This window comes from Thermus amyloliquefaciens, from assembly GCF_000744885.1.
GTDB classification, from domain to species: Bacteria; Deinococcota; Deinococci; order Deinococcales; family Thermaceae; genus Thermus; species Thermus amyloliquefaciens.
Map to the genome: position 1 here is coordinate 1,334,233 of NZ_JQMV01000003.1, position 15,351 is coordinate 1,349,583.

10 protein-coding genes and 1 pseudogene are annotated in these 15,351 nt (G+C 67.7%); 6 read left to right on the forward strand and 5 right to left on the reverse strand.

From position 1 onward, the window contains the following. Window position 1 precedes the first annotated feature (1 nt). Genes hemE through BS74_RS07210 form a run of 6 tightly spaced genes read left to right on the forward strand, consistent with a single transcriptional unit; the run spans window position 2 to window position 11,496 of the window. Window positions 2-1,027 (forward strand): uroporphyrinogen decarboxylase, encoded by a 1,026-nt coding sequence (hemE, locus tag BS74_RS07185; protein ID WP_038058993.1) that lies wholly within the window; start codon window positions 2-4, stop codon window positions 1,025-1,027. Further along, window positions 1,024-1,977 (forward strand): ferrochelatase, encoded by a 954-nt coding sequence (hemH, locus tag BS74_RS07190; protein WP_038057422.1) that lies wholly within the window; start codon window positions 1,024-1,026, stop codon window positions 1,975-1,977. Before hemE ends, hemH begins: the two co-directional genes overlap by 4 nt. Continuing rightward, on the forward strand, window positions 1,965-3,320 hold the full coding sequence (gene hemG / locus BS74_RS07195; protein ID WP_038057424.1) for a protoporphyrinogen oxidase: 1,356 nt from the start codon (window positions 1,965-1,967) through the stop codon (window positions 3,318-3,320). The genes hemH and hemG overlap by 13 nt, the downstream gene beginning before the upstream one ends. A gap of 35 nt (window positions 3,321-3,355) precedes the next feature. Beyond that, a complete protein-coding gene (locus BS74_RS07200; protein WP_038057426.1) occupies window positions 3,356-5,596 on the forward strand; it encodes a sensor domain-containing diguanylate cyclase in 2,241 nt (746 codons plus the stop codon). Between the two features lie 39 nt (window positions 5,597-5,635). Then, on the forward strand, window positions 5,636-8,212 hold the full coding sequence (locus tag BS74_RS07205) for a bifunctional diguanylate cyclase/phosphodiesterase (RefSeq protein WP_038057428.1): 2,577 nt from the start codon (window positions 5,636-5,638) through the stop codon (window positions 8,210-8,212). 8 nt (window positions 8,213-8,220) lie between these two features. Next, complete coding sequence (locus BS74_RS07210; RefSeq protein WP_038057430.1) at window positions 8,221-11,496, forward strand: PAS domain S-box protein; 3,276 nt, start codon at window positions 8,221-8,223, stop codon at window positions 11,494-11,496. 73 nt (window positions 11,497-11,569) lie between these two features. Here the strand turns inward: BS74_RS07210 and BS74_RS07215 are convergent, their stop codons facing one another. The 5 genes and pseudogenes from BS74_RS07215 to BS74_RS07235 all read right to left on the reverse strand — a co-directional run bounded on the left by BS74_RS07215 (window position 11,570) and on the right by BS74_RS07235 (window position 15,213). After that, the gene (locus BS74_RS07215; protein ID WP_038057432.1) at window positions 11,570-11,872 is read right to left on the reverse strand and encodes a metal-sulfur cluster assembly factor; all 303 of its coding nucleotides are present in this window, start codon (window positions 11,870-11,872) and stop codon (window positions 11,570-11,572) included. Next, window positions 11,869-13,017, reverse strand: a pseudogene (locus tag BS74_RS07220) (hypothetical protein). The gene BS74_RS07215 and the pseudogene BS74_RS07220 overlap by 4 nt, the downstream one beginning before the upstream one ends. A 57-nt stretch (window positions 13,018-13,074) precedes the next feature. Beyond that, window positions 13,075-13,917 (reverse strand): protoglobin domain-containing protein, encoded by an 843-nt coding sequence (locus tag BS74_RS07225; protein ID WP_038057434.1) that lies wholly within the window; start codon window positions 13,915-13,917, stop codon window positions 13,075-13,077. A gap of 283 nt (window positions 13,918-14,200) precedes the next feature. Then, a complete protein-coding gene (locus tag BS74_RS07230; protein ID WP_038057436.1) occupies window positions 14,201-15,022 on the reverse strand; it encodes a DUF2249 domain-containing protein in 822 nt (273 codons plus the stop codon). After that, window positions 14,995-15,213 (reverse strand): DUF2249 domain-containing protein, encoded by a 219-nt coding sequence (locus BS74_RS07235; protein WP_038057438.1) that lies wholly within the window; start codon window positions 15,211-15,213, stop codon window positions 14,995-14,997. Before BS74_RS07235 ends, BS74_RS07230 begins: the two co-directional genes overlap by 28 nt. Window positions 15,214-15,351 lie beyond the last annotated feature (138 nt).

Consider the following 15,351-nt stretch of genomic DNA (forward strand, 5'->3'; position numbering starts at 1 on the left):
CATGGGGGGCGTGAACGACCTCATCCTCCGGGCGGCCCGGGGCGAACCCACCCCCAGGCCCCCCGTCTGGTTCATGCGCCAGGCGGGCCGCTACCAGAAGGAGTACCAGGAGATCCGCAGGCGCTACACCCTTCCCGAGATCGTGCAAAACCCTGAGGTCTGCGCCGAGGTCACCCTCCTCCCCGTGCGCCAGCTGGGCGTGGACGCCGCCATCCTCTTCGCCGACATCACCACCCCCCTCCACGGCATGGGGGTGGAGCTGGACCTGGTGGAGGGGAAGGGCCCGGTCATCCACCGCCCCATCCGGGACGCCAAGGGGGTGGAGGCCCTGAGGCCTTTGGAGCCCGAGGAGGCCGTGCCCTTCGTGCTGGAGACCATCCGCCTCCTAAAGCGGGAGCTCCCCGTGCCCCTCATCGGCTTCGCCGGGGCCCCCTTCACCCTGGCCAGCTACCTGGTGGAAGGGGGGCCAAGCCGCCACTTCCTGGAGGTGAAGGCCTTCATGTACCGGGAGGAGGCGCTTTGGCACCGCCTCATGGAGCGGCTTACCCTGGCCATGGCCCGCTACCTGAGGGCCCAGGTGGAGGCGGGGGCCGACCTCCTCCAGGTCTTTGACTCCTGGGTGGGGGCCCTTTCCCTCGCGGACTACCGCCGCTACGTGAAGCCCCACATGGCCAGGCTCTTCCAGGAGCTAAGGCCCCTTGGGGTACCCGTCATCCACTTCGGGGTGGGGACGATGGGCCTTTTAAAGGACATGGCGGAGGCCGGGGGGGATGTGATGGGTCTGGACCACCACACCCCCCTGCCCTGGGCCCGGGAGGCCCTGGGGGAAACCCCGGTCCAGGGCAACCTGGACCCCGCCCTCCTCTTCGCCCCCAAGGAGGTGCTAAAGCGCGAGGTGCGGCGCATCCTGGAGGAAAACGCAAGCCGGCCTGGGCACATCTTCAACCTGGGCCACGGGATCCTGCCCAAGACCCCGGTGGAGAACGTGCGGTATGTGGTAGAACTCATCAAGGAGGCAACGGCATGAACGTGCTCCTCATGGCCTACGGTACCCCCTACACCCCGGAGGAGATCGAGCCCTACTACACCGACATCCGCCGGGGTAGGCGCCCGTCCGAAGAGCTCCTTAAGGAGCTGGAGGAACGCTACGCCGCCATCGGCAAAAGCCCCCTCAACGAGATCACCCTGGCCCAGGCCATCAGGCTCCAGGCGCTTTTGAACCTCGAGGCCCCCGCCTACCCCAAGCGCCTCCTGGGCCCCTTTGGCCCCCGCACCCCCCAGGGCCCGGCCAGGGTGTACGTGGGCACCAAGCACTGGCACCCCTCCATTGGAGAAGCCATCGCCGCCATGCACGAGGACGGGGTGAAGCGGGCGGTGGCCATCGTGGCCGCCCCCCACTACTCCCTAAGGAGCGTGGCCGAGTACAAGGAGAAGGTGGAGCAGGCCCTGAAAGCCCTACCCGAGCCCATGGAGTTCCTCTGGGTGGAAAGCTACGAGGCCCACCCCGGCCTCATCGCCGCCTACGCCCGGCGCCTGGAGGAGGCCATCTGGCGGCTGCAAGAGCCCAGGAAGGCGGCCTACGTCTTCACCGCCCACTCCATCCCCCTTTCGGCGGTGGAGCGGGGGGACCCCTATCCCCGCCAGGTGGAAAGGACGGCGGAGCTCATCGCCAAGAGGCTTGCCCTTCCCCGCTTCTCCGTGGCCTACCAGTCCGCGGGCCGCACCCCCGAGCCCTGGCTGGGCCCCGACATCAACGAGCACCTCCGGGCCCTCAGGGAGGAGGGCTATGCGGAGGTGGTGGTGCAGGCGGTGGGCTTCCCCGCGGACCACCTGGAGGTCTACTACGACCTGGACCTCGAGGCCCAGGCCACCGCAAGGGAGGTGGGGCTAAGGCTCCTCAGGGCCCGAAGCCTCAACGCTGATTTGGACTATATCCAGGTACTCAAGGACCTGGTGGAGGAGGCGTGGCTCAGGTAGCCGTGGTGGGCGGGGGCTGGGCGGGGCTTGCCGCCGCCTTGGCCCTGAAGGAGGCCGGGGTGGACTTCCGGCTCTTTGAGGCCGGACTTCGCCTGGGGGGCAAGGTGCGCACCCATAAGGGGGAGGGGTTTTTGGTGGAAGGGGGCCCCGACGCCAGCGTGCGCTACAAAAAGGAGGTGCTGGAGCTGGCGGAGCGGTTTGGCCTCACCCCCATCGGCACCCTGCCCGCCAAGCCCGCCGCCTACATCCTGCGCAAGGGCAAGGCCCACCCCCTCCCCGAGGGGCTTTTGCAAATCGTCCCCGGGGACCTCAAGGGCCTCTACCGCACCCCCCTCCTCTCCTTTTCCGGGAAGCTTAGGGCCCTTTATGACCTCTTCCTCCCCCGCGGGGCCAAGGAGGATGAAAGCCTGAGGGAGTTCGTGGAGAGGAGGCTAGGCCCCGAGGTTTTCGCCGCCCTGGTGGCCCCCTTGGCGGGGGGCATCTACGGGGGCGAGCCCGAGGAGCTTTCCATGAAGGCCGCCTTCCCCCAGCTTCTGGAGCTGGAAAGGAGGCATCGGAGCCTCATCCTGGGGGCCATGCGGGCCAAAAAGGCCCGGGGAAGCCGCGAGGGGGGGAGCCTGTTCTTCTCCTTCCCGGAGGGGCTTGCCCTCCTAACCCGAAGGCTTGCGGAGGAGGTGGCGGGAAAAATCCTGCTGGGCACCCCGGTGCTGGCCCTCGAGCCCCTGGGGGGGCTTTACCGTCTTCACACCCCTAAGGGGACCTGGGAGGCGGAGGCCGTGGTCCTGGCCACCCCTGCCCCGGTGGCCGCCCAGCTCCTAAGGCCCTTCCTTCCCGAAGCCACCGCGCTCCTCAAGGGCATTCCCCACACCCCCGCCGCCACGGTAAGCCTGGCCTTTGCCGAGGCCCTGCCCCTGGAAGGGCATGGCCTTTTGGTGGCCAAGGGGGAGGGGTACAGGGCCAGGGGGTTCACCTGGACGCACCGGAAGTGGCCGGGAAGGGCCCCGGAGGGCTGGTCCCTGGTGCGGGCCTACTTTTCCGGGGAGACGGCGAGGCTTTCCGAGGCGGAGCTGGCCAAGGTGGCCCTGGAGGACCTCCGCCTCTTCCTGGGCCGGGAGGTGCGCCCCGAGCGCACCTGGGTCTTCCGCTTCCCCGAGGGGATGCCCGCCTACCGGGTGGGGCATCTGGAACGCATAGGGCGGTTAGAAACCGCCCTCCTCAAGGCCCCTGGCCTCTTCCTGGCGGGAAACTACCTGGAAGGGGTGGGCCTGCCCGAGGTGGTGCGCTCGGGGCGTAAGGCGGCCGAGCGGGCCCTCGGGTACCTGGCCCTAACCCCCACCCCCTAGGCAAGCCCCCGCCAGGGGGATAAGATGGGCCAAACATGGCCCTGCCCTACCCCGTGGTCGCCTTGGGCTCCCTTCTGCTCGGGCTTTTGGCGGGGGTTTTGGGCTACACCGCCCCCCACATCCTCCCCTGGCTCATGATCTTCACCGCCAGCACCGCCAGCGTGCACGGGCTTTCCTGGGGGGTGGCGGCGTCTTTGGCCTCCACCTTGGTTCTCCTTCTCTTCCCCGGCTTCAATACCTTGGCCCTAGCCTTGCTCCTCCTTTCCGCCTACCTGGCCCACGGCATCGGGGAAAGCCTCCGGCGGGCCCACCGGCGGGCCAAGGCCCTGGCCCGGAGCCAAAGGCTCCTGGCGGAGGCCCTCGAGGCCCTACCCCAAGCGGAAAACCGGGAAGAGCTCCTCCGAAGCCTCCCCGGGCGCCTGGCGGCCCTGGGGGAAGGGGGGCATGTGGGGGTATGGACACCCACCGGCCAGGGCTTCCGCCTCTTGGCAAGCATCCCTCCCCTTTCCCTTCAGGAGGTGCCCGCCAGCGGGGTCCTGGACCGGGCCTTCCGGGAGGGGCGCCCCGTGCACGTGCCCCACGTGGGCCAGGAGCCTGGCTACATCCCCGCTCCCGGCCTCCACACCCAAACGGAGCTGGCCCTGCCCCTTAAGGAAAGGGACCAGGTGGTGGCCATTTTGAACCTGGAGCGGGGGCAGCCCTTCGCTCCCGAAGAGGTGGAGGGCCTCGTGCGCTTCGCCCAGGCGGTAAGCCTCCAGCTGGACCGCTTGGCCGACCTCGAGGAGCGCAGGCTCATCGCCGACCTCTCGGAACGCCTGCAGAGCGCCAGCACCCTGGAGGAGGCGGGGGCCAAGGCCCTCGCCCTCCTCCTCGCCTCCCTGGGGCTACCCTCGGGCACCCTTTGGGAGGCGCGGGGTGGACGGATGGCAGCCTTGGCCTACCACGGGGTGGAAGAGCCCTCCCTCCTCCAGGTGCTGCGGGAAGGCCTTCCCTACGGGGTGGGCCTGGCCTGGCAGGTGTACGAGACCCAAAGCCCGGTGTTCACGGCCCGCTATGCGGAAGAAAACCGGGCGGCGCCCACCCTGAAGGCCCTGGGCTGGCGCACCTTCGCCGCCCTTCCCCTCCCTTCCCCCGGCGCGCCCCGTAGCCGCCGGGTGCTGGTGGTGGGCCAGAGGGAGGAGCGGCTTTGGCGAAAGGCGGAGGTGGAACGCCTCCTCCTCTTCTGCCGCACCCTGGGACTGGGGCTGGAGCGCCTGACGGAAAGAAGCCGCCATGAGGCGGTGAACCGGCTCTTCCTGAACCTGCTAGAGGTACCCCCCGAGGACCTCTACCAGCCCCTCCTGGAGGAGGCCATCCGCCAGGTGCCGGGCGCGGAGGCGGGAAGCCTCCTGGTCCTGGAAGGGAAAGAGTACCGCTACAAGGCGGCCCTCGGCTACGACCTGGAAGGCCTTAAGGGGGTGGCCTTTTCCTTGGAAGACCAGCTCCGCTGGTACGGGCAAGGGCGGGAAAAGGCCCTAAGGGGAGAGCCCCGCATCCTGAGCGCGGAAGCGCAGACCATCGCCGAGATCAGCCACGAGACCGCCCCCCCGGAGGTCATGGACGCCGCGGGAAGGGTCCGGGAGATCCAGGCCAACCTCTGCCTGCCCATCCCCTACAAGGGGGAGGTGCTGGCCTACCTGAACCTGGACAACCTCCACGACCCCAAGGCCTTCGGGGAGGACTCCTTGGAGGCCGCCCGCTTCTTCGCCGCGCCCCTGGCCACCCTGCTCCACGAGGTCCGCACCCGCCACCTCCTGGAGGAGGCGGCCCTCACCGACCCCCTCACAGGCCTAGGCAACCGCCGGGCCTTTGACCGTTACCTGCTGGAGGAGCTCAAGCGGGCGGAGCGCTACGGCTACCCCCTTTCCCTGGCGATCCTGGACCTACGGGGCTTCAAGCAGGTGAACGACCGCCTGGGCCACGCGGTGGGCGACCTGGCCCTGATCCAGGTGGCCCAAGCCCTTGGAAGGGAAAGGCGCAACGGGGACCGGCTCTTCCGCTGGGGCGGGGACGAGTTCGCCGCCCTTTTTCCCCACACCCCCAAACAGGGGGCCATCGCCGCCGCCTTCCGCTACGCCCAAGCCATCCAAAAGCTCTGTTTTGAGGGGCTCTGCCTGGGGGTGAACATCGGGGTGGCCACCTTTCCCGAGGACGGCACCACCCCGGATGCCCTGCTTTCCGCAGCCGACACCCGCATGTACGAGGCCAAAACCCGGGGGCTGGCGGTATTCGCTTGAAGCCCCGCCAAAAAGGGGTATACTGGACCTGGCCCACCCATGGAAGGAACCTGGGGCCCCATCCTTTGGCAAGCGCTCCTTCCCCTGCTGCGCCGGGGGCTCGAGGGGCTTGCGGAGTCGCTTGAGCAGGCGGCCCTGGCCCTCTCTGCCCACCGGGCCTACCTCTTCCGCCTGGAGGAAGGCCAGGGCACCTGGTACGCCAGCCAGCTGGCGGAATGGGCGGGTCCGGACACCACCCCCCAGCTGCAAAACCCCCACCTGCAACGCCTCCCCATGCGGGAAAGGGGCTATGGACGTTGGCTGGATCTTTTCCTTGCGGGTCGGGCGGTGGCCGGACCGGTGGCCTCCTTCCCCCAGGAGGAAAGGCCCTTGCTGGAAGCCCAAGAGATCCAAAGCCTCCTGGTGGTGCCCGTTTTCGTGGAGGAGAGGCTTTGGGGGTTCCTGGGGGTGGACGACTGCCGGCGGGAAAGGGGTTTCAGCCCAGAGGAGGAGGCCTTTCTCCGGGCTTTGGCCGAGGCCCTAGCCCACACCCTGGAACTCTGGGAAAGGAAACGGTGGCTGGAAACCCTGCTCCTCGCCTCCCCCTTTTACCTGGCGCGGCTGGACAAGGAAGGGCGCATCCTGTACGCCAACCCCGCCTTGAAAGGGGCTTTGCCCCAGGACCTGCGCCTTCCCGTGGAGGAGGCCCTCCGCCACCCCGGCCGCCCCCGCACCCTCCTCACCCGGCAGGAGCGGGCGGTGGAGTGGACCCTGGTGGCCGTGCCTGGGCCGGGGCAGGAGGTGCTGGAGGTGTTGGCCTTGGGCGTGGACGTGACCGCCCGGGAGGAGGCAGAAGCCCGGGAGAAGCGGTGGAACGCCTTCCGCAAAAACCTGCTGCGGGTTTACGAAACCCTCATGGCGGAGGGACTTTCCGACTCCATCTTTGGGCTGATCCTCGAGGCCGCCCTGGACACCATCCCCGCCGCGCAGGCGGGGAGCGTCACCGTGCTCATGGAGGACGGTGGCTACCACTTCCTGGCGGCGAAGGGCTACGACCTTAACGCCCTCCGCCAGGTATGCCTGCGCCCCGAAGAACCCCTATCCCTCACCGGCCACAGGGAGGCCCAGGTATTCACCTGGAAGGACCTGGAACGCTTCAACGCCCGTCTGGACGTAAAAAGGCGCAAAATAATGGAGGAAGCCGGCAGGGTGCGGGAGATCAAGGCCATCCTCTCCGTCCCCGTGTACCTGGCGGGGGAGCGCAAGGCCTTCTTATACCTGGATAACTTTGAGCAGGAGGACGCCTTTACCCCCCTGGACCTGGAGCTGGCCCAAGCCTTCGCCAGTCAGCTGGGCCTGCTCCTCCGCAGGTTGGAGCTGGAGGGCAGGCTCCAGCACCTGGCTTACCACGATCCCCTCACCGGTCTTCCCAACCGCCTCTTCTTCCTGGACAAGCTGGCGCAAGCCCTTGGGGAAAAGGGGACCGATCTGGCCATCCTTTACCTGGACCTGGACGGGCTCAAGCTGGTGAACGACCTGGAAGGGCATGCGGCGGGGGACGAGGTGATCCGGGTCATGGCCGCCCGCTTCCGGGCCGCCCTCCGCCCCCGCGACCTGGTGGCCCGGCAAGGGGGAGATGAGTTCTTGGTGCTCCTCACCGGCATCAAGGGGGCCGAGGACGTCATCGCCGTTGCCGAAAGGCTTCTGGAGGTGGCCCGCCTGCCCTGCCCCGTAGGGGAACGGGTCTACCACCTCTCCACCTCCATCGGCATCGCCCTGGGAGAACCCGGGCTGGCTCCGGGCGAGCTCCTCCAGCGGGCCGACCTGGCCCTGTACCGGGCCAAGGGGGAAGGCAAGGACCGCCTGGCCTTCTTTGAGCCCCACCTCCAAGAAGCCCTCCGGCGGGAAACCGATCTCCTGGAAGCCTTGCGGGAGGACCTGGAACGGGGCGAAGGCCTCTGGCTGGCCTACCAGCCCATCGTGGATCTGGGCACGGGCCAAACCGTGGCCTTAGAGGCCCTTCTCCGCTGGCGCCTGGCCCCGCCTTCGGAGCTCATTCCCCTGGTGGAAAGGCACCGGCTTATGGGCCAGCTTGGGCACTGGATCCTCCACCAGGCCTGTAAGGAGCAAGGCCGCCACGGGCTTAGGGTGCACGTGAACGTCAGCCCCCTGGAACTCCTAGACCCCACCTACCCCTTTCGGGTGGCCGAGACCCTAGAGGCAACTGGTTGTCCCCCCCACCGCCTGGTCCTGGAGGTGACCGAAACCTCCCTGATCCCCGACGACCGCGGACGCGACGCCAGCCGGGCCCTCGAGGCCCTCCGGAACCTGGGGATAGGGATCTACCTGGACGACTTCGGCTCGGGCTACTCTAGCCTGGAGCGGCTGGCCGAGCTCCCCGTGCAGGGGGTCAAGCTGGGCCAGGCCTTCACCCGGCGCCTCGGGACCCCGCCCAATCCCCAGGGCTCCTCCGCCCGGCTGGTGGCCGCCGTCTTGGCCCTGGCCAAAGCCTTGGGGCTGGAGGCCATTGCGGAGGGGATTGAGGACCAGGCCACCCTGGACTACCTGCGGCGCCTGGGCTTCCCCCTGGGCCAGGGCTACCTCTGGGGATGGCCCAAGCCCCTCCCGATAGAATGAAAAAAGTGATGGCCAACGCGCCTTGGAAAATCAGCCTGATCTACGTTGCCTTTTCCCTCCTCTGGATCCTAGGGAGCGACCAACTCCTCCTGAAGCTTCTTCCTTGGCCAGAAGAGCTAATCCGTTGGCAAACGGGCAAGGGCCTGGTTTTCGTCCTCCTTTCCGCAGGATTGATCTACGCCCTGACCGCCCGCTGGGAGCGGGACCGGCAAAGGTCGGCCCAGCTCCTGGAGGCCTCTGAGCGGCGTTTCCGGGCCCTCGTGGAAAACAGTCGGGAAGTGACCTTCGTCCTGGACGCAACAGGGCGGATCACCTACGCCTCCCCCAACGTGGGGCAGGTCCTGGGCTACGATCCCCAGGGCTACCTCCAGGAACCCACCTCCGCCCTGGGGTTTGTGCACCCGGAAGACCGCCCCTACGCCGAGGCGGTCTTCGAGGACCTGCTGCGCCATCCCGGGGCTGTTCGGGAGTACAGCTTCCGCCTGCTGGACGCCCAAGGGCAGGTGCGCCAAGCGCGGATTTGGGGGCGCAACCTTTTGCACGATCCGGCGGTGGCAGGCATCGTCCTCCACGTGCGGGACGAAAGCGAACTGGAGGAGGAACGGGCTAAGCTCCAAGGCCTCTTGGAGGCCCTCCCGGGACGGGTCTTTCAAGCCCGGGTACCGGAAGGTGCCGACCCTGCCTTCCTTCCCCTTTGGTACGCTTCCCCCCAAGGGGAAGCCATCCTGGGGTACCCTCCTCAGGAGCTCGGCAAAGACCCGCACGCCTTCTATGCCAAGGTGCACCCCGAGGACCGGGAAAAGGCCCAGCAGGTGCGCCGGGAAGCGGTAAAGCGCCCCTATGAACCCCAAAGGGTCACCTACCGTTTCTGGCATGGGCAAAGGCAACGCTGGATCTGGATGCAGGACACCCTGGTTTATCACCCTTACAATCGCCTGCTGACCGGCTACGGGGTGGAGGTCACCGAGATCATGGAGGCGGAGGAACGCTTCCGCCTCCTCTTCCAAGCCCATCCCCTGCCCATGTGGGTCTACGACCGGGAAACCTACCGCTTCCTGGAGGTGAACGAGGCGGCCCTCGCCCAGTATGGCTACACCCGGGAGGAGTTCCTCTCCATGACCATTCTGGAAATCAGTCCGGAACAGGAGCGGCTCCTGGAGGAACTCCCGAGCGAAAGACCCCCATTGTCCCATTCAGGCCCCTGGACCCACCGCTTGAAGGACGGGCGGGAGATCCAGGTGGAGATCCACTCCCATCTCCTGGACTATGCGGGCCGGCCCGCGGTCTTGGTGGTGGCCCTGGACGTCACCCAGGAGAAGGCTAAGGAAAGAGCCCTCCGGGAGTCCGAGGCCCTCTTCCGCACCCTGGCGGAAACCGCTCCCGCCCTCATCCTCATGTGGCAGGGGGAGCGCCTCACCTTTGCCAACGAAGAGGCCCTACGCCTCACCGGATACACCCGGGAGGAGCTCCAAAGCCGGCCCATCTGGGAGTTCGTCCATCCAGCCGATCGGGAGATGGTGCGGGAAAGGGGTCTGGCCCGCATCCGTGGGGACAACCCTCCGAGCCGCTATCCCTTTCGCATCCTCACCAAGGCGGGGGAGGTGCGCTGGCTGGACTATTCCGCCGCCCGGGTGGAGATCGGCGGCAAGCCTGCCGTCTTGGGGGTGGGGCTGGACATCACGGAGGCCAAGGAGCGGGAGCTCGCCTTGGAGGCCTTCGCCCGGGTGAGCCTGGCCCTGCGGCAAAGCGAGGACCTGAAGGAGATGATGGAGGCCGCCCTGGACACGGTGCTCGCCGTCATGGAGGCCCCGGCGGGGAGCATCCTCCTCTACGACCAGGAGACGGGCCGCCTGGAGGAGGCGGCGAGCCGGGGCTGGCTTAAGGAGGTCCCCACACCCCCCACCCTGGCCGAAGGGGGCATGGTGGCCCGGGCCTTCCAGGGAGAGGTGGTGGTCAGCCAGGACCTGAAGCAGGACCCCCGGGTGCGCCCTGGGGCCCGGAGCCTGGTCCCCGAGGGCTGGAGCGGGGTCGTGGTCCCCCTTCTGGCGGGCAAGGAACCCGTGGGGGCCCTCACCCTGGCCTGGCCTCACCCCCGCACCCCTACCCCGAGGGAGGTGGAACGGGCCCAGTTGGTGGCGGAAACCCTGGGCAACGCCGTGCACCGGGCCAGCCTTCGCCGTAAGCTCGCCCGGAGGGTGGAGCACCTGGAGGCCCTCCGGGCCATAGACCAGGCCATCGCCGGCTCCTTGGCCCTCGAGCCCACCCTGGAGATCTTCCTCAACCAGGTGATGCGCCTTCCCCTGGACGCCGCCGCCCTCTTTCTTTATGAACCCAGGGAAAAGGGCCTCAGGCTGGAGGGCCACCGGGGCTTCCTCTCCCCCAAGGCCCTCCTGCCCAAAGAAATCCGCCTGGGCCAGGGCCACGTGGGCCAGGCCGCCCTGCAGGGGGGCAAGGTGGCCGTGGACGACCTCACCCGGCAACCTGGGGCTCACCCGGACTTCACCCTCAAAGAGGGTCTGGTGGCGGAACGGGTCTATCCCCTCTTCGCCAAAGGCAAACTCCTGGGTGCCTTGGCTGTCTTTACCCGCAGGCCATGGGACCTTTCCCCTGAGGACGAGGAGTTCCTCGAGGCCCTGGCCACCCAGGGCGCCATCGCCCTGGACAACGCCCGCACCTTCCAGGAACTCCTGAAAAGCCAGCGGGAGCTGGAGGCCGCCTACGACCTCACCCTCTGGGGCTGGGCTAAGGCGGTGGAACTAAGGGACCAGGAGACCGCCGGGCACACCGAGCGGGTCACGGCGCTCACCCTGCGCCTAAGCAGGGCCCTGGGGGTGCCCGAGGAAGACCTAGACGACATAAGGCGGGGAGCCATCCTCCACGACGTGGGCAAGCTGGGCATCCCCGACGCCATCCTCCTCAAACCGGAGCCCCTCACCGAGGAGGAGCAGGCCATCATGAAAAAACACCCCGTCTACGCCTACGAGTGGCTCTCCGGCATCCCCTTCCTCAAGAAGGCCCTGGAGATCCCTTATGGCCACCACGAGCGCTGGGACGGCTCCGGATACCCCCGGGGGCTAAAGGGCCTGGAGATCCCCCTTTCGGCCCGCATCTTCGCCGTGGTGGACGTGTACGACGCCCTGACCTCCGACCGCCCTTACCGGAAGGCCTGGCCCAGGGATAAGGCCCTGGCCTACATAGAAGAGCAAGGGGGCAAGCAGTTTGACCCCGAGGTGGTGGCGGCCTTCCTGGGGTTGATGGCCGGGGAAGAGCATCTCCTGTCCTAGGGGCCGAAGCGTGCCCGGGAGAGGCGAAGAGGCATGGCCCCGGCCTTTTTGGGCTTGGGCCACCACGGGGCACTTAGCCCCAGCCCAGGAGCCGCCGGGCCTCCGGGGAAAGCCGGGCCGGGGTCCAAGGGGGTTCAAAGGTGAGTTCCACCTCTACCTCCTCCACGCCCGGGATGCGGCTTAAGGCCTGCCGCACCGCATCCCCCATGCTGTCGTGCAGGGGGCAGCCCGGGGTGGTGAGGGTCATGCGCACATAGGCCCTAGGGGGATCCACCTTAAGCTCGTAGATGAGCCCCAGGTTCACCACGTCCAGGCCCAGCTCCGGGTCGTAGACCGTGCGCAAAAGGTTCCACGCCTGCTCCTCCAAAGGGTTCATCGCCGCATCACCTCCCAAAGGGCGTAAACATGGGGAAAAACGCCGGCGAGGTAGATCCACCCCGCCCAGGGAAGGAAGGGAAGAAGAAGCGCCCCCACGGCCAACAAAGCCCCTGCCCCATACCCCGCGCCCTCCGGGAGCATCTCCTTGAGCAGGGGCACCTTCTCCTTCCCCGCCCTCGGGGCATACCGGTGGGTCCAGACCAAAAAGGGCAGGATCTTGTAGAGCATCCCCGTCACCACCAGCCCCACGAAACCCAAGGCGAACCAAAGGGCTGCCCAGACCGGTTGAAAGGGCAGAGCCAGGAGGGCAAGGCCCAGGAAGAAAAGGCCCAGGAGGTAGTGCCGCACCCCGATGTCCAGGGCCTTTTTCATACGGTTTTTGAGGATGCGCCCGGTGTCGTAGAGGGCGAGGGCATAGGCCAAAAGGAGGAGGAGATAGCCCAGCCTCTCCCCCATGGCCAGACCCAGAAGCCCCAGGTTGGCCGCCCAGAGGAAAAGCCCCAAGACCCGCTCGTCCACCCCGTGGGTGAGGGTGAACATGGAAAGGAGCTTAAACCCCACCCCCAGGATGGAGAGGAGGAAGACCCCACCCAAACCGGCAAGGAGGTGCCAGACCAGCCTTTCCGGGTCGTAAAAGCCGTAGCGCTGGGAAAGGGCCTGCAAAAGGCCCAAGAGAGGGGTGAGGACCAGGTAGAAGACCACCCAGGCCAAGGCGGTGGCCACCCGGTTCCAACGGGGGCTTGGCGGAAGGTGAGGTAGGCGTGGTAGGCGAAAAAGAGCAGGGCCACAAGGGTCAGGGCCCCCCCACCGGGACCAGAAGGGGCGCTTGGGCGAAGCCCAAGGCCAGAAGGAAAACCCCCAGGCCCCACAGGGCCATCACCGGATACCCCCATTCCGGGCGAAAGAGGGGCGCCTCCAGGACCACCGGCAAAAGCTGGTGCATGGCCCCGAGGAGCACCCCCACCCCAAAGCCCAGGAGGAACAGGTGGGCCACGGCCAAACCCAAGGGTGCCGGGGTAAGGAAAGCGCCTCCGGATGAAGGGCCAGAAGAAGGCCGGCCGCCAGGAAAAACCCCTCTCCCCAAAAGATGAAACCGGCGGGGATGGCGAGGGGGATCACGCGGGTATGGGCCGTGGCCAACATCAGGTTAATCTTGAGTCCGCCCCTCGGGATTGGCCATGACCCAGGTCAAGACCCCCCTCAGCGGCCCGGGGGCAGGAGGGTGAGGAGGTCCCCCTCCCCCAAGGGGGTGGCCAGGCCCTCGAGGTAGCGCACATCCCGGCCATTGAGCAACACCGCCCAGCGGGGCCTAAACCGCCAGAGGGTCTTGGGCTCCAACCAAAGGCCCACCTCCTCCTCGGCGGCCACGGCCTCCAGGGCCAAGTCCCTTAGGGCGGGGTTCACGGCAAAGGCCTTGAGGAGGGCTTCCCCCACGCTACCCGCCCGCAGGGAAAGGGGCTTGGGCAAGGCAGGGTAGGCCAGGCCCAAGGCCTGGAAGCGCACGGCCACCCTACCCTCCCTCAGGGCCAAGGCCGCATCAAACCCCTTCCGCATCACCTCCTCCTGGGCGGCCAGGTAGACGAGCCATGGGCGCACGTCCCGCACCCTCTCCGCCACGTACCGCCCCACCTGGGCAAAGGAAAGGCCCACGTACTCCGGAGGGATATGGGCCCCCTTCGGGCCAAGCCCCCCGTGCCAAAGCCCTGCCCGGTACACCTCCCGGGCAAACTCCGCCGAGGTGTCCACGCCAAGGGTGCGGGCCAGCCAAGCGGAGAAGAAGGCCCGCCTGAGGTAAAGCTCCTCCTCCGGCACCCTGCCCTCCCAACCCAGGGCCCGGGCGGTACCCGGGTGGCGGCTCAGATGGTCGTACACCCCGGCCACAAAGGCCGCGGCCCCCTCCAGGAGCCTTTCCGCATCCAGGCGCATGGCCCGCTTCGCCTCCTCCCCAAGACCGCCAAAGGCGAGAAGGTCGGCGAAAACCGCCTCCGGTAGCGGCGGCAGGTCTAGAACCAGGGCCTCCTCACGCCACACCACCCCCTTCATCCTCCCCTCCTTTCCCGTTCCTCCCGCATTTTCCTCAGCATATCCCCCGTGCCCACCCGCCTACGCAGGGCGCGGGCGAAGGCCAGGAGCCGCAACCCTCCATCCGCAGGAAGAAGCCCACCAGCCCCGCATGCGCGTGGGAGGGGCGGAAGGGCCCCCCAGGCTGGGGAAGGGGTAAGAGAGGGTGCCCCGGAGGGCGGTGTATGGCGGTAGAAAGGGACCGCCCAGACGAAGAGGAAGTGCCAAAAGCCCACGGGTCCTCCCCGAGAGCGGCCCCCAGGGCCTAGCCCCCCTTGCGGATCAGGATCTCCACCCGCCCCGGGCCGAGGTCCTTCAGCAGGTAGGCGTGCCCCTCCTCCTCGAGGCGGGCCAGGAGGTGCACCGGGCGGCGCACGTGGTGGACCAGAAGCTTCTCCCCAGGCTTGAGGCCAGCCAAAGCCTCCAGGACCCGCATCATGGGCAGGGGGGGCTCGAGGTTCTCCTCAATCTGGACCTCCGCCTGGTAGTCCTCCCAGTCCCCTTCGCTCAAGGGGCCGGGGCCTGCGGCCACCCCTCGCCCTTCCCCAAACTGCTGGCGGTAGAAGTGAACGCGGTAATGCCTCTCCCCCAGCCGCTCGCACCAGGCCAAAAAGCCTTGCTTCCCCAGGACCTTGTAAAGGGGGATGGGCTCAAAGAGCACCTCCAAAACCAGCCTCTTCCCGGGTTCCACCTCCTGGGCCGCCGCCATGATGGCCTGGAAGGGCTCCCCGCCCCGCTCCAGGATGGGCCGCACGTCCAGCTGGAAGCCAACGGGGGCCGATAACCAAGAAGGCGGCGGGGTGCCGAGGAGGCTTTCCGCCTGCCCTATGGGCACCTCCGGCCTGGCCTCCACCCCCAGGGCCCGGTTCAAGCGGGCCACCAGCTCCTCAGGCTCCAGCCCCCCCATCCTGGCCGCCTGGGCCACGGTGACCAGATTGGGCATGGTCTTGCGCAGAAGGGGGTTCTTGAGCTTCTGGAAAACGGGGCTTGCCTCCACCAGGACCTGAAGGAGCTCTGGCCAGCGCCTTAGGACCTCGGCCACCTTCATCTCGGGGTGCACTACCGCTTGCCGATCCTCACCCGCCATACCTCCGGTCCCTCCTCCAGGTACGCCCAGTCCACCTGCCCCGGCCTTTCCGCCATGAGCTGGTAGTAAAGGGGCTTGGGATCGTGGTCGTTGACCAAGACCAAGCTCTCCCCAGGCTTCAGGCTGTCAAAAAGGGCAAAGATCCGGGGGTGCCGTTCCCGTGGGGGTAAGGTGCGCACATCCAGCTCCATGCCCTAAGCCTCCCTCGCCCTTCCCTTCCCCGCCATGACCTGGGTCATGCCCTCTTTTCGCCGGATCGTTCTCGGGAAGGCTCGGAAAAGCCGACCCCTTTTCGGGGCCCCCGCCCTGACGAAGCCAGGGCGGGGTAG

Coding starts and splice junctions, on each gene's coding strand:
- hemE (WP_038058993.1), top strand. CDS start 2: ATGGGGGGCGTGAACGACCTCATCCTCCGGGCGGCCCGGGGCGAACCC.
- hemH (WP_038057422.1), top strand. CDS start 1,024: ATGAACGTGCTCCTCATGGCCTACGGTACCCCCTACACCCCGGAGGAG.
- BS74_RS07200 (WP_038057426.1), top strand. CDS start 3,356: ATGGCCCTGCCCTACCCCGTGGTCGCCTTGGGCTCCCTTCTGCTCGGG.
- BS74_RS07205 (WP_038057428.1), top strand. CDS start 5,636: ATGGAAGGAACCTGGGGCCCCATCCTTTGGCAAGCGCTCCTTCCCCTG.
- BS74_RS07210 (WP_038057430.1), top strand. CDS start 8,221: ATGGCCAACGCGCCTTGGAAAATCAGCCTGATCTACGTTGCCTTTTCC.
- BS74_RS07215 (WP_038057432.1), bottom strand. CDS start 11,872: ATGAACCCTTTGGAGGAGCAGGCGTGGAACCTTTTGCGCACGGTCTAC.
- BS74_RS07225 (WP_038057434.1), bottom strand. CDS start 13,917: ATGAAGGGGGTGGTGTGGCGTGAGGAGGCCCTGGTTCTAGACCTGCCG.
- BS74_RS07230 (WP_038057436.1), bottom strand. CDS start 15,022: ATGGCGGGTGAGGATCGGCAAGCGGTAGTGCACCCCGAGATGAAGGTG.
- BS74_RS07235 (WP_038057438.1), bottom strand. CDS start 15,213: ATGGAGCTGGATGTGCGCACCTTACCCCCACGGGAACGGCACCCCCGG.